This window comes from Klebsiella sp. K-Nf6 (assembly GCF_002806655.1).
Lineage (GTDB): Bacteria > Pseudomonadota > Gammaproteobacteria > Enterobacterales > Enterobacteriaceae > Klebsiella > Klebsiella variicola.
This window is the reverse complement of the sequence record NZ_PIBN01000012.1, coordinates 115,986-142,354: the sequence shown is the minus strand read 5'-3', so window position 1 is coordinate 142,354 and position 26,369 is coordinate 115,986. Positions and strand designations below refer to the sequence as shown.

General features: G+C 53.1%; 17 protein-coding genes and 2 pseudogenes. 13 read left to right on the top strand and 6 right to left on the bottom strand.

Annotated features, from left to right (window positions below; translation table 11 throughout):
- The first annotated feature begins 111 nt into the window (after window positions 1-111).
- The 8 genes and pseudogenes from CWM61_RS19505 (at window position 112) to CWM61_RS19470 (ending at window position 18,875) form a co-directional block, all read left to right on the top strand.
- Window positions 112-689: pseudogene (locus tag CWM61_RS19505) on the top strand (tail assembly protein).
- A 62-nt stretch (window positions 690-751) separates the two neighbouring features.
- Window positions 752-13,339, top strand: a complete 12,588-nt coding sequence (locus CWM61_RS19500) for a DUF1983 domain-containing protein (RefSeq protein ID WP_100631743.1) — start codon at window positions 752-754, stop codon at window positions 13,337-13,339.
- Window positions 13,340-13,400: 61 nt separating this feature from the next.
- Window positions 13,401-14,810: a tail fiber domain-containing protein gene (locus CWM61_RS19495; RefSeq protein WP_100631742.1), complete on the top strand. Its 1,410-nt coding sequence runs from the start codon at window positions 13,401-13,403 to the stop codon at window positions 14,808-14,810.
- A 422-nt stretch (window positions 14,811-15,232) separates the two neighbouring features.
- The gene (locus CWM61_RS19490; RefSeq protein ID WP_023322373.1) at window positions 15,233-16,291 is read left to right on the top strand and encodes a diguanylate cyclase; all 1,059 of its coding nucleotides are present in this window, start codon (window positions 15,233-15,235) and stop codon (window positions 16,289-16,291) included.
- A gap of 355 nt (window positions 16,292-16,646) precedes the next feature.
- Entirely contained in the window at window positions 16,647-17,339 is a 693-nt protein-coding gene (locus CWM61_RS19485) for an EAL domain-containing protein (RefSeq protein WP_021462616.1), read from the top strand.
- 5 nt (window positions 17,340-17,344) lie between these two features.
- Window positions 17,345-17,668: a hypothetical protein gene (locus CWM61_RS28840; protein ID WP_123806412.1), complete on the top strand. Its 324-nt coding sequence runs from the start codon at window positions 17,345-17,347 to the stop codon at window positions 17,666-17,668.
- A gap of 317 nt (window positions 17,669-17,985) precedes the next feature.
- Window positions 17,986-18,153: pseudogene (locus CWM61_RS19475) on the top strand (isocitrate/isopropylmalate family dehydrogenase); the annotation flags it as partial.
- Window positions 18,154-18,434: 281 nt separating this feature from the next.
- Window positions 18,435-18,875 carry a GNAT family N-acetyltransferase gene (locus CWM61_RS19470; RefSeq protein ID WP_008807715.1) on the top strand — a complete coding sequence of 147 codons (441 nt, stop codon included), beginning with the start codon at window positions 18,435-18,437 and terminating at the stop codon, window positions 18,873-18,875.
- Window positions 18,876-19,020: 145 nt separating this feature from the next.
- On the opposite strand, the gene CWM61_RS19465 is transcribed toward CWM61_RS19470, so the two are convergent.
- From CWM61_RS19465 to CWM61_RS19450, 4 genes are all read right to left on the bottom strand, one after another.
- Entirely contained in the window at window positions 19,021-19,734 is a 714-nt protein-coding gene (locus CWM61_RS19465) for an ArsR/SmtB family transcription factor (protein ID WP_100631741.1), read from the bottom strand.
- A complete protein-coding gene (locus tag CWM61_RS19460; RefSeq protein ID WP_074386283.1) occupies window positions 19,731-20,123 on the bottom strand; it encodes an amino acid-binding protein in 393 nt (130 codons plus the stop codon). The genes CWM61_RS19465 and CWM61_RS19460 overlap by 4 nt, the downstream gene beginning before the upstream one ends.
- Window positions 20,116-20,439, bottom strand: coding sequence for an antibiotic biosynthesis monooxygenase family protein (locus CWM61_RS19455; protein WP_012542151.1), 324 nt, complete (start codon window positions 20,437-20,439; stop codon window positions 20,116-20,118). The genes CWM61_RS19460 and CWM61_RS19455 overlap by 8 nt, the downstream gene beginning before the upstream one ends.
- 136 nt (window positions 20,440-20,575) lie before the next feature.
- Window positions 20,576-21,049 (bottom strand): OsmC family protein, encoded by a 474-nt coding sequence (locus tag CWM61_RS19450; RefSeq protein ID WP_100631740.1) that lies wholly within the window; start codon window positions 21,047-21,049, stop codon window positions 20,576-20,578.
- Between the two features lie 321 nt (window positions 21,050-21,370).
- On the opposite strand from CWM61_RS19450, the gene CWM61_RS19445 reads away from it, so the two are divergent.
- The gene (locus tag CWM61_RS19445) at window positions 21,371-21,916 is read left to right on the top strand and encodes a cysteine hydrolase family protein (RefSeq protein WP_074386280.1); all 546 of its coding nucleotides are present in this window, start codon (window positions 21,371-21,373) and stop codon (window positions 21,914-21,916) included.
- A 54-nt stretch (window positions 21,917-21,970) separates the two neighbouring features.
- Here the strand turns inward: CWM61_RS19445 and CWM61_RS19440 are convergent, their stop codons facing one another.
- A complete protein-coding gene (locus CWM61_RS19440; protein WP_012542149.1) occupies window positions 21,971-22,198 on the bottom strand; it encodes a DUF1272 domain-containing protein in 228 nt (75 codons plus the stop codon).
- 107 nt (window positions 22,199-22,305) lie between these two features.
- Entirely contained in the window at window positions 22,306-23,499 is a 1,194-nt protein-coding gene (locus CWM61_RS19435; protein WP_074386279.1) for a zinc-dependent alcohol dehydrogenase, read from the bottom strand.
- A 610-nt stretch (window positions 23,500-24,109) separates the two neighbouring features.
- On the opposite strand from CWM61_RS19435, the gene CWM61_RS19430 reads away from it, so the two are divergent.
- From CWM61_RS19430 to CWM61_RS19415, 4 genes are all read left to right on the top strand, one after another.
- The gene (locus tag CWM61_RS19430) at window positions 24,110-24,295 is read left to right on the top strand and encodes a general stress protein (RefSeq protein ID WP_004150795.1); all 186 of its coding nucleotides are present in this window, start codon (window positions 24,110-24,112) and stop codon (window positions 24,293-24,295) included.
- Window positions 24,296-24,384: 89 nt separating this feature from the next.
- Window positions 24,385-24,879, top strand: a complete 495-nt coding sequence (locus CWM61_RS19425; RefSeq protein ID WP_008807707.1) for a ferritin-like domain-containing protein — start codon at window positions 24,385-24,387, stop codon at window positions 24,877-24,879.
- 26 nt (window positions 24,880-24,905) lie between these two features.
- Window positions 24,906-25,412, top strand: a complete 507-nt coding sequence (locus CWM61_RS19420; protein ID WP_074386277.1) for a ferritin-like domain-containing protein — start codon at window positions 24,906-24,908, stop codon at window positions 25,410-25,412.
- 16 nt (window positions 25,413-25,428) lie between these two features.
- Window positions 25,429-26,316, top strand: coding sequence for a manganese catalase family protein (locus CWM61_RS19415; protein ID WP_100631739.1), 888 nt, complete (start codon window positions 25,429-25,431; stop codon window positions 26,314-26,316).
- Window positions 26,317-26,369 lie beyond the last annotated feature (53 nt).

The following is a 26,369-nucleotide window of genomic DNA, read 5'->3' as shown; positions in this document are numbered from 1 at the left end:
GTTCGGTGCTTTTTTTGATATACATTTCATCGATCTACATTTTTTATGTCGCTGTACCTGTCTTAATATCGAACGCTAATTGGCGATTTTTACTGGTTCCAAGGGGGGCGTATGAAAAAAATAAAGCTTTGTGGTGTTCTGGGGAAACGTTTGGGAAATATCACGAGAGATTAATTGACACGCCAAAAGAGGCTGTGCAAGCGCTATGCTGTACGGTAGATGGGTTTGAAAAATTCTTGATTCACAGTAAGGAAAAAGGATTAACTTTTGCTGTCTTTAGAGGAAAGCGAAATATTGGTCTGGATGAGTTAGGTTACCCTGTTGGGGAGGAGTTGATCCGCATCGTACCGGTTATTATTGGCAGCAAAAAAGCCGGTTTTCTTCAGACTATTTTGGGTACGGTCATCGTTGCGGTTGGAGCTATAGCCACTTTCGGATTCGGCCAGGCGTGGGGCGTAAACGTGATGATGGGAGGCGGCGCTATGATGCTCGGCGGCGTCGTTCAGATGCTTTCTCCACAGCCAGCTGGCCTGGCACGAAAAGAATCCGCTGACAATAAAGCGTCCTATGCCTTTGGGGGCGTGACGAACACTGCCTCTCAGGGATACCCAGTCCCTTTGCTTTATGGCAAACGGCGAATTGGCGGCGCCATTATATCTGCCGGTATTTACGTAGAAGACCAGCAATAAGTTTTAATCAGTAAACCATCCAATTCAGGCCACCTTGCGGTGGCTTTTTTTATGGGCGTAATATGGCAAATAACATAATTAAAGGGCGCAAGGGTGGCGGCTCAAAGCAGCGTACACCGACGGAACAGCCGGATGATTTACAGTCCGTTGCGAAAGCCAAAATTCTGCTCGCATTAGGTGAGGGTGAATTTGCAGGTGGTTTAACCGGGGAAGATATTTATCTTGATGGCACCCCGCTTGAAAATGCTGATGGTTCGCAAAACTTCAGTGGCGTGTCCTGGGAATTTCGCCCCGGCACGCAGGCACAGACTTATATTCAGGGTATTCCCGGTACTGAAAATGAAATCAGTGTAGGAGCGGAAGTTTCCAGCAAGACAGCCTGGACCCATACCTTTACTAATACCCAGCTTTCTGCCGTTCGTGTTCGTCTGAAATGGCCGTCCCTGATGAAACAGGAAGATGACGGCGACGTGGTGGGCAATACCGTCAAGTATGCAATTGACCTGCAGACCGACGGCGGCGCCTGGCAGACGGTACTGGAAACCGCTGTCACGGGTAAAACCACCTCCGGTTATGAGCGGAGCCATCGTATTGATCTGCCCCAGGCCGGCAGTACCTGGACGCTACGCCTGCGTAAAATCTCTCCGGATGCGAACAGTGTAAAAGTTGGCGACGTGATGACGCTGCAGAGCTATACCGAAGTGATTGACGCGAAGCTGCGTTATCCCAACACCGCGCTGCTTTATATCGAGTTCGACTCCAGCCAGTTTAATGGCTCCATTCCGCAAATTTCCTGTGAGCCGCGTGGGCGAGTGATTCGTGTGCCGGATAACTACAATCCGGAAACCCGCGAATATACCGGCGTCTGGACTGGCGGGTTTAAATGGGCCTGGACGGATAACCCGGCCTGGATCTATTACGACATTGTTATAGCTGACCGTTTTGGTCTCGGTAATCGTCTGAGCAGCGCCAATATTTCGAAATGGACGCTGTACCAGATTGCACAGTACTGCGATCAGCTGGTTCCTGACGGGCGCGGTGGTGACGGCATGGAGCCGCGCTATACCTGTAATGTCTATGTCCAGGAACGCAACGATGCTTACACCGTGCTGCGAGACTTTGCCGCCATTTTCCGGGGCATGACCTGCTGGAACGGTGAGCAGATTGTTGTGCAGGCTGATATGCCGCGTGATGTCGATTTTACCTATACGCGCGCCAATATTGTCGGCAAACCCCGTTATTCGAGCAGCAGCAGCCAGGTTCGGTACACCAACGCCCTGGTTTCCTGGTCTGATCCGGATAATGCTTATGCTGATGCAATGGAGCCGGCGTTTATCCCGGAACTGGTTTCCCGCTACAGTTTTAACCAGCTCGAAATGACGGCGATTGGCTGTACGCGCCAGAGCGAAGCCCACCGTAAGGGGCTGTGGGGCATACTGACCAACAATAAGGACCGCATGGTCGAAATTGATGTCGGGCTGGACGGTCGCATTCCTCAACCCGGTTATATCATTGCCCTGGCGGATGAGTTGCTGGCTGGACGGGTCAACGGCGGGCGAATCAGCGCGGTGAATGGCCGGGTGATTACGCTGGATCGTGATGTGGATGCCAAACCTGGCGACCGCCTCCAGCTAAATCTGCCTTCCGGGAGCTCACAGAGCCGGACTATTCAGGCTGTTAACGGACGCCGGCAGATTACGGTCACAACGGCGTACAGTGAGACGCCAGAACGGGAATGCGTCTGGGCCGTTGAATCCGATGACCTCTTCCTGCAGCAGTACCGGGTTACAGGGGTAAAAGAGAACAGCGATGCTACCCTCACGATCACCGGCGTGGCACATGACCCGGATAAATTCGCCCGCATCGATACCGGCGCTATTATCGACCAGCGCCCGGTTAGCGTATTGCCGGCGGGCAACCAGTCACCTCCTGACGATATTGTCATCACATCCCGCTCGGTCGTGAATCAGGGGATCAGCGTCGAAACGATGCAGGTTAACTGGTCAGCGGTCAGCGGTGCTATTGCCTATGAGGCACAGTGGCGCCGTAACGACGGGAACTGGATTAATGTACCGCGCAGCTCGACCACCTCGTTTGAGGTCAGCGGCATTTATGCCGGTCGTTACCTGGTTCGTGTCCGCGCGATAAATGCGGCGGAGATCTCGAGCGGCTGGGCGTATTCCGAAGAGAAAACCCTGACCGGCAAGGTCGGCGATCCGCTGGCACCGCTGGCGCTGGCAACCCGTTCGCTGGTTCATGGGGTCCAGGTTAGCTGGGAGTTCCCGACCGGCTCCGGGGATACGCTGCGCACCGAACTGCAGTACAGCAAAAATCAGGACGGTAGTGCGCCGATGCCGTTATCAGACGTGGCCTATCCGGGGAAAAGCTATCAGCAGATGGGCCTCAGTATGGGCGCAGAATTCTGGTATCGGGCGCGCCTTGTGGATCGTCTTGGCAATGAAAGTCCGTGGACCGGCTGGGTCCAGGGGATGGCCAGCGATAACTTTGATGACTACTACGAAAACCTGACCGACGCGATCAAGGATACGGCTGCCTGGGAGGAAACGCAGCGCACCATTAGCGAAACGCAGGAAGGTATCCGCAATACGCAGCAGGAACTGGAGCAGACCGCTGAAGCTCTGCGTAAGGAAGCCGCAGACCAGGCGAATCAGGTCAGCCAGGATATTGATGCATCGGCGAAAAGCATCACTGCTGATGTTGACGGGAAGATCTCCGCCGTGAATAAAACCATCACGGATGAGATCACCTCGGTCAATGAGGCTCTCGATTCTGGTCTGGCTCAGGCAAACAAAGGCGTTCAGGAGGCAAAATCCGCCGTCGCAGATGCGAACAAGCAGATCGCAACTGTGAACAAGTCGCTGACCGACAGCATCACCCAGGTAAGACAGTCAGTCACCGATACGGCTGCGGAAATCAACGCCACCATCGACCTGGAGATTGCCAGGGTCAGCAAAACGCTGGCCGACGGCGATGCCGCATTGAATGCGCAGATAAAGACTGCCGAAAATGGCCTGAAGCAGTCGCTGTCTCAGGTCAACACCACGCTGACCAATGCGGTGAAGCAGGAGACCGCGGATCGTATCGCCGATGTTAACGCGAAGGCGTCACAGGCCGCTGATGAACTGCTGGCGGCAACGCAGGGGATTGAGGCGAGTATCGAGAGCCTGACTCAGGTGATGAAGACCGCCGATGAAAATCTGGCGCGGGAAATGTCCAGCCTCGCTGCCGGCGCTAATATCCAGTTCGATTCGCAGGTTATCTGGCATTTCAACAATCAGACGACCGAGGGCTGGACCGGCAGCGCCGGCGTACCGGGTGTGTCACAGGATGGCTGGTTACGCCCGGCGGACAGCGCCACCGATCCGTACATTACCTCTCCTGGCGGACTGGCTGTCGATGGTGCGGCGTACCGCTTCATCATGCTGCGCTTTCGTAAAACCGGCAAACCAGTCTGGGCTGGTGAGATCCGCTGGGTGTCTGCCGGCGAAAACTTCAATAACACGAAGCGATACATTGTTGCTGAGCCGGAATATGCCGATGGGGTGGCAACCCTGACGGTGCGTGATATTCCGTGGACAGGGAACATTGATCGTATTCGCCTGGACCTGACGAACCAGCAGGATGCCAGCAACTTTATCGAATTCGACTGGATCGCCGTTGGCCGGCCAGCACCCGGCGCCAGTACGGCTGCTTTGCAGGATGTGCGCAGTACGCTGAGTAACGCGCTGACCGCCGAAGCGCAGGCACGCAGCACGCTGGCGGCGCAGATGCGTGGCTCCTATGATGGGAGCGACCTGGAGAAAGTCACCTCCGGGCTGCTGTACCAGGAAAAAACTGCGCGCGTTACCGCCATCTCGGCGGAAGTTAAGGCCAGAGAGTCCCTGCAGACGCAGTTTAACGACAACAAAGCTGCTGTTTCTGGTGAACTGAGTTCTCTGACGACAGAGCAGAGCGCGCAGGCGAGCCGTATCGGTGGCCTGGAAACCAGCCTCGGGAAAAAAGCCGATGCAGCCGCGCTGACGTCCCTGACGCAGAAAGTTGAGCAACAGGGCGCCACGCTGACATCGCAGGGCGCCGCGTTAACATCGCTCACTAACCGGGTTGGCCAGACGGAAACGGGCCTGGCTGGTACGAATGAGGCGCTGAGCGGGCTGCAGTCTGTTGTTACCCAGCAGGGTGACAGGATAACCAGCCAGGGTCAGTCCATCACGAAACTGACGAGCGATTTGGGCACGACAAATGCCGCGCTGGCGAAGAAAGCCGAAGCGGCTGCGGTCACTGCCTTAACGCAGCAGGTAGAGCAAAACGGGCAGGATATTCGCAGCAATACTGACAGCATCACCAGCCTGTCGAATCAACTGGTCAATGGCCAGCCGAATCGCTGGTCCCGTCGACTCTATCCTGTGCAGCTGGCTAACGCCGGGACAGTCCCGTCATTCAGCGATGTTCGCGCCGTGGCGCCAACGGTCGTGGATGAGGTGGCCGACGCGGCCAAACTGGACTTTACGTCCGCCGGCAGCTATCTGATCGCGCTGTATTCCTGCCAGGTGAAAGTGGCCGCAGATACCACCATCACACTGGCGCCCGGCGCCAGGGTTTTTGATGATACCGGCGCCATATTTGTGAATGGGGTTCAGGTCGCCTGGGGTAACGCCAGCTGGAATACCGTCAGTTTTGAACTGAAAGCCGGCTGGAACACCGTTGAGTTTCTGGTGAATCAGTGGACCGGCCAGGCGTATATCAACCTGGGCCTGAAGCTGTCAGACAAGGTTGCTGAGATGTACTCCGGTCTCGGGGTTTCCGCGCTGGCAAACGCAGCCGGCGTGCTCAGCTCGAATGTCAGCCAGATTGGCAACGATGTGGTCAGCAATTCGCAGAACATCACCCAGCTCCGGAATGCGCTGACGCTGACAGACGCGAACGTGGCCAGCAAAGCGGATCAGACGGCGATGAACTCGCTAACCGGACGAGTGGAGAAGACGGAATCCGGGCTGACGGCTGCTAACGCCAACATTACCTCGCTGAAATCCGCTGTACGGGCCGGAAACGCATCAGGCGGGGATTTAATTCCCAACCCGACGTTTGACCCGGCGTATGACCAGATGGGGTTCAGCGTGGTATCCACGACGGCTGAGGAGGTCCCGCCGGGCTGCCCGTATGGTTATGCGGCCCGAATTGCCAGCCGGGATCACCATCCTAACTTTGCCGCGTTCCCGGCCACGCTTAACGATGTGATTGAGATCAGCGCACTGGTTGCCTGCGGCGCCGGCACGGCGAATTTTAATCTGTATGTTGGCACCGCGGTTCGGCCAGATACGAGCACCGGTGCGCCACTCATGGCGGGGGGCGGGAAATCACCCTCCGCGACCTGGCAGAGAACCACCTGGCGCTTCAAGGTCACGCAGGCGATGGTGGACAGGGGTTATATCCGCCCGTTCCTGCAGATCTCGCAGAACAGCCCGTATGGCACCGTATGGTTCGTTACGGACTGGCATATGCGAAATGTGACAGCGGCGCAAAAGGTTCAGGATACTGCGGATGCCACCGCGGCGGCGGTTGACTCCCTGACCACCACCGTGACGCAACAGGGTAATCTGCTGACCTCGACCGGCAACCGGACAACTCAGCTGGAAAACGGGCTGGCAACCACCAATGCCGCAGTGGCCAAAAAGGCTGATGCGACAGCGGTGCAGGATTTGACCAATACCGTCACACAGCTGGGCAACGACCTGACTGCTGCGAACAGCGCCATCACGAAACTGACCGGAAATCTGGCGAATACCGATAAAGCGCTGGCGCAGAAAGCCGATGCGACAGCGCTGGCCACGCTCGACACGAAAGTGACGCAGCAGGGCAAAACGCTGGAGAGCCAGAGCAATTCGCTGACGAACCTGTCGAACAGCCTCTCGCAGGTCGCGGCAGATATCGATGCCAGCGGGCAGATACCGGGTAACCTGGTCGTGAATCCCTCGTTTGAACGCGGGCTGGATGGTTACACCGGACGGTCAACCGCGACCAGTGTGGTGGAGGTTTCCGTTCCTCACAGCGGGACGCGGGCGCTGAAGGTTGATCCGGGGAATGTGACTCCGGGGCAATACATCCCGTTTGTTCAGGGGCGAACCTATGAAATCGGGGTGTGGGTCAAGGAACCCGGAGCGACGACGGATAATGGCGCGGGGAACAACAAGCTGCGGATCGGCAACTCTGCCGGCCAGCCGGTTTTTGAGCGTCCATACAACAGCGGTACGGTGGGGACAAACTGGACCCTGATTTCCGGTCGCTGGAAAGCGACGGAGACAGCCAGCCTGCCGGTGACGCTGAGTAACTATCTGATTAGCGGCAGCCGCTACTTCGATGATTTTTACGTCACTGACGTTACCGACCGGGTGGACATCGATGCCACCGCCGGCGCCGTTACCGGACTGACGAGCCGGGTCAGCACAGCGGAAGGGGCCATCACCTCACAAAGCCAGCAGCTGACGAACCTGCAGAACAGCCTGAACACGACCAACAGCAATGTGTCGAAGAAGGCCGATGCAACGGCACTGACTTCGGTCGATAACCGGGTGACAGAGGCGGAAGGGAAACTGACCACACAGAGCCAGCAGCTGACAAATCTGGCGAATGTGCTGACGGCCACCCGCAACGCCGGCGACAACCTGATCCCGAACTTTGATTTTCTGCAGGGCAGCACGGCCTGGGATATTCAGTATCCAGCCGGTGTGACCTTTGGCGACTTCGGAGACGGGAAAGCGGGGGTCCGGCTGAACCGGACGACTAACACCAGTCCGGGCATTTTCTCCAACAACAACAAGCCGGTGCCACTGAATGGCCAGCGCAAGTATCGGGTGGTGGTGAAGGCCAAAGGTATTTCCGGCGCGATGAGTCTGCTGATCCGTCGCCAGAACAAAATCGGCCAGACGGACAGTACGTATGAGGATAAAACGGTCACGCTGACCACTGACTGGCAAACCATTACCTGGGAAACCGGATTGACGGCTGCCGGCGCGGACGGGCAGAACTTCAAACTTTATTCTCATCCGACAAACGGTGAAATCTGGCTCGATTCCGTCCGGGTGTTTGATATCACCGATGAAACCAACATCAAGGCGACCAGCGATGCTGTTTCGTCTCTGACCGGGACGGTGACGAACCAGGGGAACACCCTGACATCGCAGGGGCAATCCATCACGGCGCTGAATAACGCGCTGGAAGGGGTCAAAGGCGATGTGGCGAAGAAGGCTGATGCGTCGGCGGTCAGTTCACTGACCAACCGGGTTACCCAGACTGAAAAGGATATCCGTAGCCAGGCCGACAGCCTGACCAGCCTGAATACATCGCTGAAGCAGCAGGCGACACGGGGAGCCAACGTACTGCCGGACGGCAGTTTTGAATCCTATGCCGTCGGCGATGTTCTCAGTAATGCCCGCGCCGTTATCACCAGTGAAGCTGCTCACAGCGGGACCAAAAGCCTGCGTGTTACGCGCAGTACGGAGTACAACCCGAACGCGACGGATAATAACGATACCCATATCTTTTCAGGCATGCAGGTTCGCGATAACGCGGTCTATTACGTGGAGGCGTGGGTTAAGTTGCCGGCTGGCTCGACCGCCGATCCGACCGTTTATATGGTGCTCGGATTTTCCTTCCAGGATTCTGCCAATGGCTGGTCGTGGCCTGGCCTGAACGTGAAAGTCTCCGAGTTGTCGGTGGACAACTGGACAAAAGTCAGTGGCTATCTGACCAACAACCGAACCGCGCTGAAACAGGCAATGGTGAGGATCTCCATCCCGAATACACCAAAAGTTCGCCTGGGTGACGCCTTCCTGATTGATGATCTGATCATCACTGACGTGACCGATGCGAAAGCGGCGCTCGATGCCGCCGATGCGAATGCGCAGGCGCTTTCCAGTTTGTCCGCGTCAGTCACGCAGAACGGGAAGAATATTACGTCTCAGGGCAGCGCGATCACGAAACTGCAGTCGGATGTGACGCAACTTGGTAAGGATATCAGCGGCAAGGCCGATGCCAGCGCGCTGACGAATCTGACGACCCGCGTGACGGCTACCGAAGGCAGCCTGAAATCGCAGGGAGACAGCCTGACCAACCTGCAGAACAGCCTGAATACGACTAACAGCAATGTGGCGAAGAAGGCTGATGCAACGGCGCTGCAGAGCCTGCAGAACACCGTTGAACAGCATGGCAGGGATCTGACCACGCAAAGCAGCGCGCTGACGAACCTGGAAAACAACTTTTCCTCCCTGGCCGTGGGCGGGACCAATCTTATCCGCAATGCGGACACTCTGGAGGGATGGAGCAGCCGCCACGCCACAGAAACCTATCTGGGCGACCGCGTGGCCTACACCCGGCTGGCGAAAGGTGCATCCGGCTATACCCAGCTGGATGAACAGACGCTGGACGTTACCGGGCGTACGGAATTTGTATTCAGTTTCTATGCGAAAGGGGCTTATGACGGGCAGGAGATGGCGAGTTATTTCTATAACCCGTCGAACACCACCACCACGGAAACCAGCCAGGGCGTTAAAGGCGGGGCCGGTGACGGCAAGGCGGTCACGAAACTGACCACCGCATGGGCGCGTTACTGGGTTAAATGGGTTATTCCTGCCACCAGTGGCACCAAACGGCTGATTGCCGCGCGTCTGGAAAGCGCGACGTCTGCCGACAAAGAAGTCTGGCTCTGCCGCCCTCAGCTGGAAACCGGGACCGTGATGACCGACTGGTCACCGAGTCCGGATGATGCGGCCAGCGGTATTACCGCGAACACATCGGCCATTAACAGCCTCACCAGTCGGGTGACGAATGCCGAGGGGCAACTGACCGCGCAGTCTCAGAGCATCACGAATCTGCAGAACAGCCTGAACACCACCAACAACAACGTGGCACAAAAGGCCAGCGCGCAGTCGGTGAGTGATCTCACCAGCCGGGTCACCAGTGCGGAAGGCAAAATCACCTCCCAGGGGCAGGCTATCACGAAGCTGCAGGGCGATTTGAGCAGCACCACCGATAAGGTCAACACCAAAGCGGATCAGACGGCGCTTAACGCGCTGACTGGCCGGGTGGAGAAAACCGAGGCAGGCCTCACGGCAGCCAACAGCAACATCGTCAGCCTGACGGCGGCGGTGAACGCCGGGAATGCTGCCGGGGATGATTACATTCCAAACCCGTCATTTGATCCGGAGTATGACCGCATGGGTTATGACGTGGTGGAGACCACCGCCGATGGTGTGCCGGCTGACTGCCCGTTCAGGTATGCCGTCCGGCTGGCCGGGCGAGACCATGTGCCAAAAATCAACAACATCGCCGTGACACCGGGCGACGTTTTCGAAATGTCTGCTCTGGTAGCGTGTGGTACCGGCAGTGCTGACTTTAACTTCTATATCGGTCGGGCCACTACCGCCACCGGTGGCATCGGAGCGAAAGCGTCCGGGGGCAACACCAGGACCACCTCCGCGTGGAAACGAGCCACCTGGCGCTTTACGGTGCCATCCGATACCAGCTTGCTGCGGCCGTTCCTGCAGGTTAATCAGAGCAGCCCGTTCGGCACCGTCTGGTACGCTGCCGACTGGCATATGCGTAACGTGACGGCGGCGAACAGTGCGCAGAAAACCGCAGATGCGACTGCAAAAGCGGTGGATTCACTGACCACCACGGTTAGCCAGCAGGGCGATACGCTCAGCAGCATCGGCACGCGGACCACCTCGCTGGAGAACAGCCTCCGGTCGACAAACGATACGGTGAGTAAAAAGGCTGACACGACAGCGGTGACGCAGCTGCAGGGCACGGTGACGCAGCAGGGGAATGACATCGCGGCAGCTAACAGCGCGCTGACAAAACTCAGCAGCGATCTGGCCACGACGAATGCGAACGTGAACAAAAAAGCGGACGCAAGCGCGATGAACACCCTGCAGAACCAGGTCACGGAGCAGGGCAAAACACTCAGTGCGCAGGGGGATTCTCTGACGCAACTGAGTAACAGCCTGAGCCAGACGGCAGCGGATATTGACGCCAGCGGGAAAATGCCGGGCAACCTCATTGTCAACGGCAGTTTTGAGCGCGGCGCGGCGGGCTTTACCGGCTGGAGCAGTACCGCGACGGTGGCCGATTTACAGGTTCCGCACTCGGGTAACAAGGCGCTGAAAATGTCCGCCGGCCAGTCGAACCTGGTCGGACAGGAAATCAGTATCACGCAGGGCCGTACCTACCGCATGGGGGTATGGGCGAAGCAGGACTCGGGGACCACGATTAAAGATGCGGGTAACACGAAGTTTCGTGTGGCCGACAGCACTGGCCTGCTGGTCGGCTCAAACTACGGACCGTTTAGTTCTGGCTGGCAACTGGTAACGTTTGACTGGAAAGCCACGAAGACCACGACGGCCAGTTTCCAGCTGACAACCTTCCTCAGCGCGGGGGCAATGTATTTTGATGATTTCCATGTCCTCGATGTTACGGATGAAAAGGATATCGCGGCTAATGCCGGGGCCATCTCTCAGATGAATACCCGCGTCACCGCTGCTGAAGGGGCTATCACCACCCAGGCGCAGCAGCTGACGAAACTCAGCGGCGATCTGGCCGTCACGAATGCGGCGGTCAGTCAGAAAGCTGAGCAAAGCGCTGTCACCGGGTTGACCACCCGGATGACGTCTGCCGAGGGTAAACTGGATTCGCAGTCGCAGCAGCTCACCAGTCTGCAGAACAGCCTGACCACGATGAATACTGAGCTGGGTAAAAAGGCTGACACGTCCGCGGTGAGTTCACTGACCGGTCGCGTAAGCCAGGTGGAAAACACCATCACCAGCCAGTCGCAGAGCATCACGTCGCTGACCAGCACCATCAATACCATCCGCACTCAGGGAGCTAATCCGTGGGTTGACGGTACGTTTGAAAGCTACAGCGATGGCCAGGTGCTGGGCGGGAGCGGCACCGCCGTTGTGGTGGCGTCTCAGAAATTCACCGGCGATAAGAGCCTGAAGTTGAGACGGGATGAGAACAACGGCGGCAACAGCGATAAACAGCTTGGCACCTGGCAGTCAGTCCGTGAGGACGCGAAGTTCCGGTTTGAGTTCTGGGCCATGATGCCGGCGGATCAGGCACCCTCCTCCGGGTGGACAACGCTGGTCGGTATCCAGTCGCAGAATGCTGCCGGGCAAAATGCCTGGCAGGCGGCGGTCACTGTCAGCGAAGCCTCTCTGGGCGCGCGCGATAAGTGGGTGAAATTCACGGGGATCGCCAGTAACAACGGGGCAGGCAGAACACGCGCGGTGGTCTGGATCTCCACCCGTGGCGCCACCGGCAACGGTACCCCTGGCTATTCACTGTATATCGACGATCTGGTCATCACGGATGTTACCGATGCGAAAGCGGCACAGGATGCCTCAGACGCGACGGCGAGTGCCGTGAGCGGCCTGACGGCGCGCGTAACGGATGCCGAAGGGAAAATCACTGCCCAGGCGCAGCAGCAGACGGCACTGGCCACGAAAGTGGATAACGCCAACTCCCGCGTCGATAACATGGCGAAGACGCTGAGCGACAGCCAGAGCACACAGGCCAGCCTGAATACCTCGCTTCAGTCGCAGATTGACGCGCAGGCGGCCGCCAACATCAAAAACCAGACGACGCTGGACAACACGATTAAATCGGTGGCCAGTATCACCAGTACCCAGCAGACGCATGCAACGGCACTGGAGGCGCTGGCAACGCAGCAGACGACCCTGACATCCAGTGTCGGGGATCTCAGCGCTTCCGTTCAAAACACCGCTAAAACCGTGGCGGATGTGAATGGTACGGTGAGTTCGCTGTGGTCGATGAAGGTTGAGACGGTTAACGGGAAGAATGTTGGCGCGGGGATTACGCTGGGCAGCAATGGTGAAACAAGCGACATGATCCTCTACGCCGACCGCTTCTCGCTGTTTAACCGTAACAATGCGACGGCAGTGCCGGTGATGATTGCCGAAGGCAATGAACTGTATATCGATACGGCACGTATCAAAAACAGTTCCCTGACCTCAACCAAAATCGCGGACGGTTCCATCACGAACGCGAAGATCGGCAACGAGATCCGCTCGAATAACTTTGTTGACGGGTCGCAAGGCTGGCGTATCGCCAAGGATGGCTCTTCGCAGTTCAATAACGTGATCGTTCGTGGCAGGGTCGAAGCGAATAGCGGCGTGTTCCGTGGCACTGTCCAGGCGGATGCGTTCATCGGTGACATTGCGGTGGCAAAAGGTTACGACAGCCTGACCTTCCGCCGCAACCAGACGGTACAGCGGAACGGTGCGTATCAGAACAGGGGGTATAGCATGACAGTGGTTCTGGCCTGCACCCTGGTGTGCCAGACCTATGGGACGGGCAGTGGCCTGGGGTATACCTCTGATATTACGTTCAACATTGGTGGGCAGGAGGTAACCCGCCGTATCTTCGTCGATGCCGGTAATATCACAGCTGGCACCACGGCCTTTGAATTGCGGTTTGCCGCGCGCCTGGATGCTGACTACAACAATGTCGGCTTCTTTATCAAGGCTACAGGTCGAAATGCCGCGATTGATTACACCTGCACAGTCGAGAACATCACCGCAACCGCCTTCCGAACGGACAGCAGTTCATTTAGCTAACAAAGGCCCCGCCAGGGGCCTTTTCTTTTTCCAGGGAAAACCATCCAGGAGGAACTTTATTATGGCGATGTATGAAGTCGGCACCGTCACGGGTGCAGCGTCGCAGGCACGGGTGACAGGTGCGACAACAAAATGGTCACAGGAGGCGCTGGGGATACTGCCCGGGTCGATTCTGGTGGTCTATCGCAGCGGTAGTGCTGACCTGTATGCGATCAAATCTGTGGACAGCGACACGCAACTGACGCTGACCCGGAATATCACCACCGCATTTTCCGGTGCCAGTTACGGCATTATTACCGCTGAAACCGCCAGCACCTCGTCGTTTGCTAACCAGCTGGCCAGCGCATTTGCATTCTGGCGTAGTGTGGTGGAGGGCTGGTCGATGGCCCTGACCGGCAGCGGCAATATCACCCTGACTGACCCGAGCACCGGAAAGCAGGTGACCGTACCGGCGATAGCCGGGATGGCGAAGGCATCGGATCTTAACGCACTGGCAAAACTCACTGGAGGAAACGACCTCGACGGCTCGCAGGTTATAACCAGCGATAATGCCGGTTTTATTCTTGGCAGGAACAACGATATTGGACTGGTCAAAAAATCAGGCACCTACGGGAAGCTGATGGTGGGCAGCGGAACGCGCTTCAGCGTGGTGAAAGGAAATAAGGCGACCATCAGCCCTGAAGATACCCAGACGGAGATTATGGGGGTCGATAGCGCCGGCAATCTGGCTGTTCCGGGCAACATCAGCGCGGGGAAATATTTTGCGCAGGCCATTGAGCTATCGATGAGTACGCCATACATCGACTTTCATTTCAACGATAGTACCGCCGATTACACAACACGGCTTATCGAGAACGTAGCAGGTGAGCTGACTCTCGAAGGGGCCTTTATGTGTAAAAAGCATCTATACGCCTGGGGAGCACTCATGGCGAGAAGCGTTGCCCCGAGCAATCCAGCGAATGGACAACTGATCACCGGCGCACCGTTCCAGTCGATGATTCAAGGGCGTGGCGGCTTTGGCGATGCCCGTGGTGCGGTAGCAAACTATTATGTTGAGGAGTCTGTGGGTTCGGAGCACAGGGCGGTTGTCTATCTCGATGGTTATGGCCGAACTGATGCATGGATCTTCCGTGCTGGCGGCACCATTTCCACTGGCAAAGGGGACGTCCTGACCACCGGCTCAGACGTGCGGCTTAAAGAGGATTTTACGGAATCTCGGGAAGGTGCCTCCAGGCGCATTAACGCGCTGGGGGTATGCGAGTTCAACATGAAGGGTGAAACGCGCCGGAGGCGTGGATTTATCGCCCAGCAGGCTGAAAAAGCTGACGATCTGTATACTTTCCTCGGCATCGAGCAGGAGATTGATGGCGAAAAATTCAGCGTGATGAATGTGGATTACACGGCAATCATCGCCGATTTGGTGACCGTGGTACAGGATTTGCTTAGGCGAGTTGACGCCCTAGAAAGTTGAGGAGCATAAAAAATCCCCCGGAGGCACTTGCCGGGGGCAACTGAAACGACATTAATTGCTGTGTACATCACAGAATAATTTGAAGTAAACGATAAGTAAGTTCAAGTAAACTTCTACTGGTCAGATGTTGTGTCGTTTTTTAATAACCTACCAAAATTAATAATGCAATAGTGCTAAATCCTGTTGGGTTTTCATGTTTAAGGATTTAAAACTAAAGTATTACTTTCCATCAGATAGAAATCATAAAGATAGATTCAGGGTAATGGATGCTAAATATTATTATTGACACGTTGATAATTAATTGAGGTGCAATCTTGTAATTTTTACACCTATGTTATAAATTTGTAATGCAGGGCGGTTTTATCTTGTTATTTAATGGGTTGTAGTGATATCGGTTCTTAGCGATTTTTAATAGGCTTTCTATGTTAACAAATTTCCCGGATGAAAAATACATTTCTGATAGAAATTCATCGTTTATTAAACGAGTATATTTTTTACGTCAGATAGGTGTCGTTCTTTGCTTTCTCCCTATATACTCTGTCCTCCAGGAGCAGTCACATCAAAAAATAACAATAGCCTTGTTAATTCTTAATGCACTCATCTGGCCATCGGTTGCTTATCTGGCAAGCATGATGTCGAAGGATATGCTGGGTACTGAAAAAAAGAATATGATACTTGATTCATTCTGGGCTGGTATCTGGATAGCCGTAATGCAAGTTAGTCCAATTCCATCATTATTCATAATTTCAGTTCAAATAGCTGATCGCTATGCTGCTGGTGGATGGAAAATTTTAAAACCAGCATTAACGTGTATGATGATTAGTTTCCTGACAGTTTGGTTAGCAAATGATTTCAGATATACGATTGAATTCAGTACCCGAACGGTATTGCTTTCTTTACCCTTGGCAACCTGCTATCCCATTGTATTGAGTGTAGTTTCAAGACATTTATCTATAAAGTTGAGGAAAAGAAGGGAGTTACTGGAAAAGCAGGCCCTGATGGATCCTGGTCTAGATCTTCCAAATCGCCGTTTTTTTGAGCAGAAAATGGAAAGTGCTTTTCGTGCGACGCGTAAAAAAAGAATTCATTCATATCTTATGCTCATTGATGTTGATAATTTTAAAAAAATTAATGATACCTATGGTCATGAAGTAGGCGATGCGGTGTTATCTCGTATATCAACAATATTACGAGAGTGCGCTGGTGTGAAGGACGTGCCAGCAAGGATTGGTGGCGATGAGTTGGCTATTATTGTTAACAACAGTAATAACAAGCTTGTTATAGCTATGGTTCATTTAATTCAAAAAAATATTAAAGATCTTTCATTGCCTTCCCACAAAGATATGTACTGTACTGTCAGTATCGGTATTTCTTGTGCAGAAAATAAAGAATCAATCATCGAGTGGATCAAAGAGGCTGATGAAATGCTATATGAAGTTAAACGTAACGGAAAGAATGGATATTGCATGCCAAATAATTGAAGAAGATATGATTTCTTTTCTCATGATTTTATACATATATATGTTTAAGAACGTTTATTATCCATAATTATAACAAGGATAAATCTCTTCGAAACCATAAGCGCCTTTCAACTTACATTGGACATCTGCCACCCAAGTCACTCGCGTAATGCAACTATCTGATCCAAATAGCTTTAATATTGAAATCATGTTTCTTTTTTAACCTTCCTTTTCATTTGATTTGAATAATCGATCGATACTCAAAGTATGATAGTTTTTGCCTATCATTAGATCGTTATCGATCATTTTAAACTATTTCTCTTTCATATTTAATTATGACACGATTAGGATTATTCTTAGTTCCGGTGTTTTTTTAATGATAAAGAACAGTGTGGAAATAGAATCCTGTAGATTTGTTTTAGAACCATCTTACAAAAAAGATGGTTCTGTACATTCTTGGGAAATTCTCACGAAAAATGTCAAAAAAAAGAATGCTAATGGTTATCTTGCTAATGAAAGTGCTTTTTGTTTCAGCACACTAAGTGACAAAGAAAAAATCGATTTGTTTAATAAACAGATATTGACAATTGAAGAAATTGATGCTTCTAAATTGAAGTTAAAGCCAGTTTCGTTGAATGTTGACAGTCTAATTAGCGATTATATCTTGAATGATAAATATATTAGCGATTACTTAAAAAAACAAAAAAACATTGCCTTTGAGATTAACGAAGAGTTTCATGAATTTAATACTAAATGCTGTATGATTGACTTAAAGTGTCTTTCGAAATTGTGTCCAGTATGGCTGGATGATTTTGGGAGGGGTTTAACAAGTATTACAATTATTCAGATGTTTAATTTTGAATGTATAAAAATCGATAAAGATTATTTCTGGGAAATACAGTATGAGAGTAAATTATTTAAGATATTAAATGAAGTAAAATCATACTGCAATTTCGTAATTGTTGAGGGAGTTGAGACAATAGAACAAAAAAATAAAGTACATTCTGTTGTTGATTGCGCTTGCCAGGGAAGGTTGTGGATGAGCGATTACTATTATGTCGAGATTTAAAATAAATGATAACAAAAGATAAAAAATGTCCATTTTGTGGTGCATATTTAATTGCTGAGGACCACTGCCAAAGTTGCCATGCATTTCAGATTAAAGGATATGTATCAAGAGACGCTCGCACAAGAATTAATTTGGTATCTATCGGCACGTCTTTACTGGTTGCGCTCTTTGGAATCTTAGTTGTGTTTCTGGTATCTTTCGGTATCGGTGCATATATTGCTATAATTGCGTTTTCTCTTGTTTTTTATTTTATTATGAAAAAGATTCTGTATTTAAAAGAAGAGAAAAAAGGGAAGATGGTTTGGAAAAGAGCAATAATCACATGGTAGATAATTATTAAAATAATATTATAGTGATGGTGCTTTCAATGAAAGCCTCGAATTTCGAGGCTTTTTTATAGTATTTTTATAATGCTTTCAAAGCATGAATTAGAACATCCGAAATATTTAACCCGACTCACAGGGAGTGAGTATTATTGGCTAATAATTCACCCTCCAGATGAGCTGAAAAACTCAAAGCCAGTTATCAAAACTGAAAATATACTAATGAATTTCAATAGGTTAGGGCTTAGGCTAAAAACATTAACCACATATCAAAAACACCTATTTTTCTTTTTAAATCAATAAGTAATGATGTTGTTAGTTAACTACTGCTGCGCCATATGCAGTGGTTCGAAGCCGCAGACCTGATCGTCAAAGGCATGGAAGGCGCTATTGCCGCCAAGACCGTGACCTATGACTTCGAACGTCTGATGGAAGGCGCTAAGCTGCTGAAATGTTCAGAGTTTGGCGACGCGATCATCGCGAACATGTAATCCCGTTGGTGGATTAAGTAAAAGCGGGAGCCGATGGGCTCCCGTTTTTTTGGCGTCTGGAAAATCTTTTCCAAAACTCACCCCAAATTTCTCCCCAAAACTGATTGAAAATCACACTGCTTTTTTCCCCACTCCGTCAATAAAGAACGCACTAAAGCCATGACTGTTCTAGAACTTTATGTCTGGATTTCCAACAGTCAAAGCCTTCATCCCTGTAGAGGGGCAGACAGACAGGATTATTTGTAATACAATTAAAGGCGTAATTGTTATGAGGTTTTTGTATGAAAATTTATCAAGCCCAACCACATGATGTGGATACCCTCCTTCCTCTGTATCTCGGTTATCGTCGTTTCTACGAGGTCGAAGAAAATGCATCGCAAGCCAGAGATTTTATTCTCAAGCGCCTGCAGCTTAATGAATCCGTGATTTTTTACGCCGAGGTTGATGGAAAAGCGGTAGGCTTTACGCAACTCTATCCTTTGTTTTGCTCTCTCGAGATGAAGCGTATCTGGTTGCTTTATGATCTGTTTGTTGATGAATCCGCTCGCAAGCTCGGTGTCGCACAGACGTTAATCTCCCGGGCAGAGCAACTGGCGAAGGAGAGCGATTCGGCATTTATTATGCTTAGTACCGCGACAGATAATACCCGAGCACAAGCGCTGTATGAGCGTAATGGCTTTGTACGGGATACTCAATTTTACGTCTATAACAAGCTGCTGTAATTTGCCCGCGCTATAACGCGAGCCGATGGGCTTGCGTTTTTTGCACGCGTTAAGTGATATTGCATGATCGATTTTGCAGGCATGATGGCAGAGCAAACGCCAGGGATATTATTCGTTTTCTGCTAAGGAGCGAGAATGGCTTTGGCTATCCGCTCACTTTCAGATTAAACAGCCGGGACAACGCCGCTTTGCCGCTATCCGTCACTTGCACTTCCCGATATCCCGGCGTGCGGGTTATCCATCCTTTCTGCTCAAACAGTGCCATCAGCGCCGATCCGGCATCGCCTCCCAGATGAAAACGTCTTTCGCTCCAGTCAAGACAGGGGCAGCAAGGCTTACGCCGTGGGCGGGCATTAAGCTCTGCGCCAAGGCGTTCAAGCTGGGCTTTACCGGCTGGCGTCAGGGCCAGGCCATCGGTCGCCAGCCATTTTTCCCGCAACATAAATTCATAAATGTTCACCGCCAGTTCGCCAGCCAGATGGTCGTAGCAAGTTCGGGCGTAACGAAGATTAACTGGCGTGCTGGGGAGAAGCGTCTTATGCGCTTGCATAGAGACGCCCATCAGGTTTTCCAGCAGCGCGGCGATATGCGGGCCCGCCAGGCGGTAATAGCGGTGGCGCCCCTGCGCGAGACACACCACCAGCCCGTTGCTGAGCAAACGGGCAAGATGCCCGCTGGTGGTGGAGGCAGACACCTCGGCGACTGTGCTAAGCTCCGTGGCCGTCCATGCGCGCCCGTCCATCAGCGCGCACAGAATACTGACCCTTGACGGGTCAGAGAGGGCTGAGGCTACCATCGCCATAGAGGTTTCCAGCGCCTCCTCTGGCTCACTGTCTTGCTGCGTTTTCAGGCGATTCATTCAGAAAGTATGGCCCATTTTTTGGTCACTTCCGCTGCCCGGGTGTCATCATCGGTAATGAGAATGAGCCGGTTACGGTGGTCGCTGTACTGTACCAGAATATTAATGCCGTTGCGGGCAAGGGTGTCTGCGATGTCGCCCAGTTCCCCTGGTCGCTCCTGAGGTAACTTTCTGATCAGAGGATGGCATACGCTGCTGACGACAAAGCCGGCCTCGATCAGTACCCTGCGGGCTTTCTCACCGTCTTCCACCAGAAAATGCGCATGTCCGGCCTCAGGCGTGGTGAATACGCCACCGCCTTCGAGGCCCACGCCGTTGTTACCCAGTGCCATACCCATTGCGCCTAGTGAGCCCGGCGTGTTGCTGAGAATTACGTGAATGTCATACATCTGGCTGCGCTCCCCGATCCGATGCGTAATCCCGGAACACGCGGGCAACGCGTATTCTGTAGTAAGAAAAAATCGATGCTTTGCCTTCGCGCTGAGCAGCCAGATGCCGCTCATTTTGCTGCCAGTTGGCCACCGATGCTTCATCTTCCCACCAGGATAGCGAGAGGATTTTGCCGGGCGTACTCAGGCTCTGAAAGCGCTCAATGGCAATAAACCCCGGCGTGTCTGAAAGCAAAGGCGTCAGCCCGGCCGCAAGCTGTAAATATCTTTCCTGTGCTTCTGGTAAGGCGTCGGCCTCAAAAAGTACCGCAATCATCAGTCTGCTCCGTGGTGAATTTCCCCTCAGTCTACTGACGGCCCGAGCAGGATGCTTCGGTCTGTAGCGAAATATGCCTGAGGGGGATACCCTCAGCCACAGCGCCTGCGCGCCGAATTACCGTCCCAGAAACGCGTTACTCTGCGTTAAAGATAATAAATTCAGGCTGGTAACTGACCGGGAAATTGACCGAACGGGCGATAAAACAGACGTGATGGATCTGCTGATGAATGGCCGTGGCGGCGTCGAGATCGGTACCTGGTAGTACGGTGATTTTCGGCCTGAGGGTGGCAGAAATAAAGCGACCCGCGCCCCCTTTTAACACTTCACCCATTGCCACCGGCGAGTCCTGATATTCCATGACCGTAATGCCGGCATCGGAGGCCAGATGTAAGTACCACAGCATGTGACAGGCTGAAAGAGAAGAGAGCACGAGATCTTCCGGGTTCATTTTGCCGGGATCGCCGCCCAGCAATGGGTCATTTGAGCAATGAATGGGTTTTTTTCCCTTTACCGCGATATCCCAGGTCCGGGCATAAGCCTTGTAACCCGAAGTACCCGTGCCCTGATTGCCGGTCCATGTGATATGGCTGGTATAAGCATGTTGCATAGGTTTGCCTTTTCTCTGTGGAGGGGGGATTTATGCGCTGGCGGCTGCGTTGATCGCGCATAAATTGCCATCCGTATCTGCTCAATGCTATAAGAAAAGAGCCGTTTTAATGGTGCTTATGTTTTATCGGTAAGGAATCAGTGAAGGTCAGATAATGATTACGTCAGTTCAGCCTACCACCACCGTCACCACCACCACGACCGTAACCTGCGGTGATGTGGGCGTATCTGTGACCGGCTCCTGACAAACAGATCCTCACTCCCCGCCAATGTGGACGGGGAGAGACCTCTCCGTTCGTGACACACTGAATGGAGACCCATCATGATTTCATCTGAGCATGCCCTTTTAATTATCGATATGCAGCAGGGGCTTTTCCATAGCCCGGTTTCTCCGTATCAGGCCGATGCGCTTCTGGCGAACGTTTGCCTGCTGATTGAAAAAGCGAGACAGGCTGAGGTGCCCGTCTTCTTTGCCCGCCATACCGGGCCGGACGATTCTCCGTTCTCAGCACAAAGTCCATTAACCCAACTGCTGCCTGAGATGGGTGTTAACGGCGAGCGGGATATCGTCTTTATTAAAAAGTACCCTTCCTGTTTCCAGCACACTGACCTTGCACATCGGCTCGCCCAGGCCGGCGTAAAACAGCTGGTTATTGCCGGGATGAAAACCGAATTCTGCGTGGACACGACCTGCCGTGCGGCATCGGCGCTGGGATGGCGGACGGTGCTGATCTCGGATGCGCACTCAACCATGGATAACGAACGGTTGTCAGCGCCTGACATTATCGGCCATCACAATATCACGCTTGCCGGGCCATTTGTGACGCTATCGACCGCCGCAGAGTGGCACTTTTCTGCAGAGAAATAAGGGTGAAGAAAGGGAGCTCGATGGCTCCCGTTTGCCACGCCAGTTCATCCGATTTTACTGTGCATGGCGGCGCAGGGTGGAGGCGGGGTGCCGCCGCAGCGCCTCTTCCGGACGCACAGGGCGCCGCACCAGTTCGCCGCCACAGTTTGGGCAACGACCGTGCAGCCGCGCCGTCATGCAGTCCCGGCAAAAAGTACACTCGAACGAGCAGATAAACGCCTCGGGTGAGTCTGGCGGCAGATCTTTATCACAGCATTCGCAATTCGGGCGTAACTCGAGCATTAACTTCTCCTGTGGTTAACGGCTGTATCAGCGACGGCGGGTCAACGCATGCTGTTTTTATATCACGGCCCGAACTGGCTGCCGAGAAGGGCGGATTAACTTCCGCCTCAAAGCGTTGCCTTCCCGGGCCGCATCCCCGGCACAAGGATGACTTTGCGGCATGCCTCTTCGCGTTTCTCAAAGATCTGATAGCCGCGCGCGGCCTCCTCCAGCGGCATATGGTGAGTGACGATCTCCTCCGGGGTGAGCAGCCCTTGCTCAATTAGCGCCAGCAGGTCCGGCAGCCAGGCATGGACGTGGGTTTGCCCCATCCTGAAGGTCAGCCCCTTATCAAAGGCATCACCAAACATAAACCCATGAATGAAACCGGCGTAAACCCCGGGCACGCTGACGATACCGCCGCGGCGCACGGCGGCGATGCACTGGCGCAGGGCTTTTCCGCTGCTGCCCTCGATTTTCAGGTTGCTGAGGACGGTTTCCGTGAGGCTGCCTTTCGCCTCGAAGCCCACGGCGTCAATCACCGCGTCGACGCCGCGATGTCCCGGCGTGTTATCGATAATCCACTGCGCCGGGTCGTCATGGGTGTCGAAGTTTATCGGGATCGCGCCATAGCGCTGCTGCGCGAAATCGAGTCGGTAATCGTTATGATCGATGATAAATATCTGCTCTGCGCCATTGAGCCTGGCGCAGGAGGCGCACAGCAGGCCTACCGGGCCGGCGCCAAAAATAGCCACGCTGCTGCCGGGTTTGATCTCGGCGTTTTTTACTGCCTGCCAGGCGGTGGGCAGAATATCTGACAGAAACAGCACCTTTTCATCGGGTAAGGTGTCAGGCACTTTAAATGGTCCGGTATTGGCTTTGGGGACCCGTACATATTCTGCCTGGCCGCCCGGGATGCCGCCGTACAAATCGCTATAGCCAAACAGGGCCGCCGGTGGCGAAATGCCTTTTCGGTTGAGCGTCGCCCCCTGGCCGCTATTGGTGCTTTCGCAGGCGGCATACTGCTGCAGGCGACAAAAGAAGCAGTCTCCGCAGGCGATCACAAACGGGATAACCACCCGGTCGCCTTTGCGGACCGCGGTGACCTCGGAACCCGCTTCCACCACTTCCCCCATAAATTCATGGCCGAAAATATCGCCGTGGTGCGTGCCGGGGATCTTTCCGCGGTAAAGATGGAGATCGGAACCGCAAATCGCCGTCGCGGTGACGCGCAGTATAATATCGTCCGGCGCTTCAAGGGCCGGGTCGGGCATGGTGTCGACGCTGACATGATGGGGACCATGATAAGTGAGTGCTTTCATAGCGTAGTCTCCTGGAGAGAACGGCTGACCGCATCAGGCACAAAGGCATATTGACCTGACGCGATGGCCACCGATAAACCACCGTAAAAATAAAGCGTAGAGTACAAATAATGGAAGCGTGTGATATTTAAGTTGCTGAATGGATTTTACGCTTCGCTTATTTTACGTTTGGTTTGTTGGGCTATTTGCATATTCGGATGAAGAAGGCTAGCCTTAATCATGCATGATATTCGCTCCATTTTTTTATTTGATAGCCGCTCCCCCAGCGGCTTTTTTTATTGGTCATCTTTAGAAAAGTTCTTAATTTCATGCCGACGAAGCCTCGCCGCGCCGCTTCGTTATATACCTCAACAGGGGTACTTCGTCTGTATAGATAACGTGAGGACTGCAGGTATTATTTTCCTGAACACAGTAAGTTAGCGGTGATGTGCCGTCTGGTTATTTTTAATGTGTGTTGTAGAATTATTCAGAATTACTGCTGAAAGACGTCGTGAAAACGGAATAATAATTTGACTAACCAGCATTACCCGCTAGAGTTAAATATCGAACGACGAGTGATACGGAATATTTTCGTATCGTACTGACATAACCAATATACATGAGGTGAAATATGGCAGAGCATCGTGGTGGTTCCGGTAATTTTGCTGAAGACCGTGAAAAAGCTTCTGAAGCAGGTCGTAAAGGTGGTCAGCACAGCGGCGGGAACTTTAAAAATGATCCGCAGCGTGCGTCCGAAGCGGGTAAAAAAGGCGGACAAAACAGCCACGGCGGTGGCCGCAAGTCCGATAATTCCTGATTATCCTTTTCCTTGCACCCTGAAGTGAAAGTATCTCCTGCGAGTCTATATAGACTCGCAGTTATTTTCTGACTCCAGAAGGTATTTCTATGAATATGAAAAGCATTGAAGATGTATTTATTCACCTGCTCTCAGATACCTACAGCGCAGAGAAACAATTAACCCGCGGGCTGGCTAAACTGGCCAGAGCGGCGTCCAGTGAAAAACTCAGCGCGGCGTTCAATGCTCATCTCGAAGAAACCCAGGGCCAGATTGAACGTATTGACCAGATTATTGAGCAGGAATCCGGCCTGAAAATCAAACGCATGAAATGCGTGGCCATGGAAGGATTAATCGAAGAGGCCAATGAAGTTGTTGAGAGCACGGAAAAAAATGAGGTACGAGATGCTGCGCTAATTGCCGCTGCGCAAAAGGTCGAGCATTACGAAATAGCCAGTTACGGTACCCTGGTCACCCTGGCAGAACAGCTGGGCTATAAAAAAGCGGTCAAATTGCTGGCCGAAACGCTGGAAGAAGAAAAGCAAACCGACGTTAAATTAACCGATTTGGCGGTAGGTAATATTAATAAAAAAGCGGAAAAATAAACGCTCCCTGACACGAGGAAATGACGATGAATCACGTTGAACATTATCATGACTGGCTACGCGATGCGCATGCCATGGAAAAGCAGGCAGAATCCATGCTGGAATCGATGGCTGGCCGTATCGATAATTATCCGGATCTCCGTGCCAGAATTGAACAGCATATTAATGAGACCAAACGGCAAATTACCGTGCTGGAAGAGATCCTCGACCGCAACGACATTTCGCGCTCGGTGATTAAAGATTCGATGAGTAAAATGGCGGCTCTCGGCCAGTCCATCGGCGGGATCTTTCCTTCCGATGAAATCGTCAAAGGCTCGATCAGCGGGTACGTCTTCGAGCAATTTGAGATCGCCTGCTACACCTCTCTGCTGGCGGCGGCTGAAAAAGCGGGCGATACCGCCTCCATCCCGGCTATCGAAGCCATTCTGGCAGAAGAGCAGGCCATGGCTGACTGGCTGATCAAACATATTCCTCAGACCACGGAACAGTTTCTCCTGCGTTCAGATGCTGACGGCGTAGAAGCGAAAAAATAACCCAGGAGGCAGGCCTATGTTTCGTCATGTGAAACAACTGCAGTATACCGTGCGCGTTGCTGAACCCAATCCGGGGCTCGCGAATTTACTGCTCGAACAGTTTGGCGGTCCTCAGGGCGAGCTGGCCGCCGCGTGTCGTTATTTCACCCAGGGATTAAGCGATGACGATCCCGGCCGCAAAGATATGCTGATGGATATCGCGACAGAAGAGCTGAGCCATCTGGAGATCATTGGCACCCTGGTCGGCATGCTGAATAAAGGGGCCAAAGGAGCTCTGGCGGAGGGCACCGAGAGCGAGGCGGAACTCTATCGTTCGCTCACCGCCAACGGCAATGACAGCCATATTACCTCGCTGCTGTACGGCGGCGGTCCCCCGCTGACCAACTCGGCGGGCGTGCCGTGGACGGCGGCCTACATTGATACTATCGGTGAACCCACCGCCGACCTGCGGTCGAATGTCGCCGCAGAGGCGAGGGCGAAGATCGTCTATGAACGCCTGATCAACGTGACCGACGATCCCGGCGTGAAAGACGCGCTGGCGTTCCTGATGACCCGCGAAGCGGCGCATCAGCTCTCTTTTGAGAAGGCGCTGCAGTCGATTCGCAACAACTATCCGCCGGGCAAACTGCCGCCCATTAGCGAGTACGCTAACACCTACTACAATATGTCTGAAGGTGGAGAAGTACGCGGCAGCTGGAACAGTGACAAACACTTCGATTATGTCAAGGATCCGCAGCCGGCCGTGGATGGCGGAGATGGCAGCGCTTCTGTCGGCCTGACGCCAGAGCAGGAAGCGCTGTGCAAAGCGATGCTGAAGCGAACGCAGTCTGACCCGCAGGGTGATCCTTTGACCGGCGCCGAACTCGGTGCTGGTAAGCAAAACACGTCATCATCGGCTAAGTGATGTTCGCATGAGCCCCGGCTGCCGCCGGGGCGATTCACAATGATGGGTGCGGA

Coding starts and splice junctions, on each gene's coding strand:
- CWM61_RS19500 (WP_100631743.1), top strand. CDS start 752: ATGGCAAATAACATAATTAAAGGGCGCAAGGGTGGCGGCTCAAAGCAG.
- CWM61_RS19495 (WP_100631742.1), top strand. CDS start 13,401: ATGGCGATGTATGAAGTCGGCACCGTCACGGGTGCAGCGTCGCAGGCA.
- CWM61_RS19490 (WP_023322373.1), top strand. CDS start 15,233: ATGTTAACAAATTTCCCGGATGAAAAATACATTTCTGATAGAAATTCA.
- CWM61_RS19485 (WP_021462616.1), top strand. CDS start 16,647: ATGATAAAGAACAGTGTGGAAATAGAATCCTGTAGATTTGTTTTAGAA.
- CWM61_RS28840 (WP_123806412.1), top strand. CDS start 17,345: ATGATAACAAAAGATAAAAAATGTCCATTTTGTGGTGCATATTTAATT.
- CWM61_RS19470 (WP_008807715.1), top strand. CDS start 18,435: ATGAAAATTTATCAAGCCCAACCACATGATGTGGATACCCTCCTTCCT.
- CWM61_RS19465 (WP_100631741.1), bottom strand. CDS start 19,734: ATGAATCGCCTGAAAACGCAGCAAGACAGTGAGCCAGAGGAGGCGCTG.
- CWM61_RS19460 (WP_074386283.1), bottom strand. CDS start 20,123: ATGTATGACATTCACGTAATTCTCAGCAACACGCCGGGCTCACTAGGC.
- CWM61_RS19455 (WP_012542151.1), bottom strand. CDS start 20,439: ATGATTGCGGTACTTTTTGAGGCCGACGCCTTACCAGAAGCACAGGAA.
- CWM61_RS19450 (WP_100631740.1), bottom strand. CDS start 21,049: ATGCAACATGCTTATACCAGCCATATCACATGGACCGGCAATCAGGGC.
- CWM61_RS19445 (WP_074386280.1), top strand. CDS start 21,371: ATGATTTCATCTGAGCATGCCCTTTTAATTATCGATATGCAGCAGGGG.
- CWM61_RS19440 (WP_012542149.1), bottom strand. CDS start 22,198: ATGCTCGAGTTACGCCCGAATTGCGAATGCTGTGATAAAGATCTGCCG.
- CWM61_RS19435 (WP_074386279.1), bottom strand. CDS start 23,499: ATGAAAGCACTCACTTATCATGGTCCCCATCATGTCAGCGTCGACACC.
- CWM61_RS19430 (WP_004150795.1), top strand. CDS start 24,110: ATGGCAGAGCATCGTGGTGGTTCCGGTAATTTTGCTGAAGACCGTGAA.
- CWM61_RS19425 (WP_008807707.1), top strand. CDS start 24,385: ATGAATATGAAAAGCATTGAAGATGTATTTATTCACCTGCTCTCAGAT.
- CWM61_RS19420 (WP_074386277.1), top strand. CDS start 24,906: ATGAATCACGTTGAACATTATCATGACTGGCTACGCGATGCGCATGCC.
- CWM61_RS19415 (WP_100631739.1), top strand. CDS start 25,429: ATGTTTCGTCATGTGAAACAACTGCAGTATACCGTGCGCGTTGCTGAA.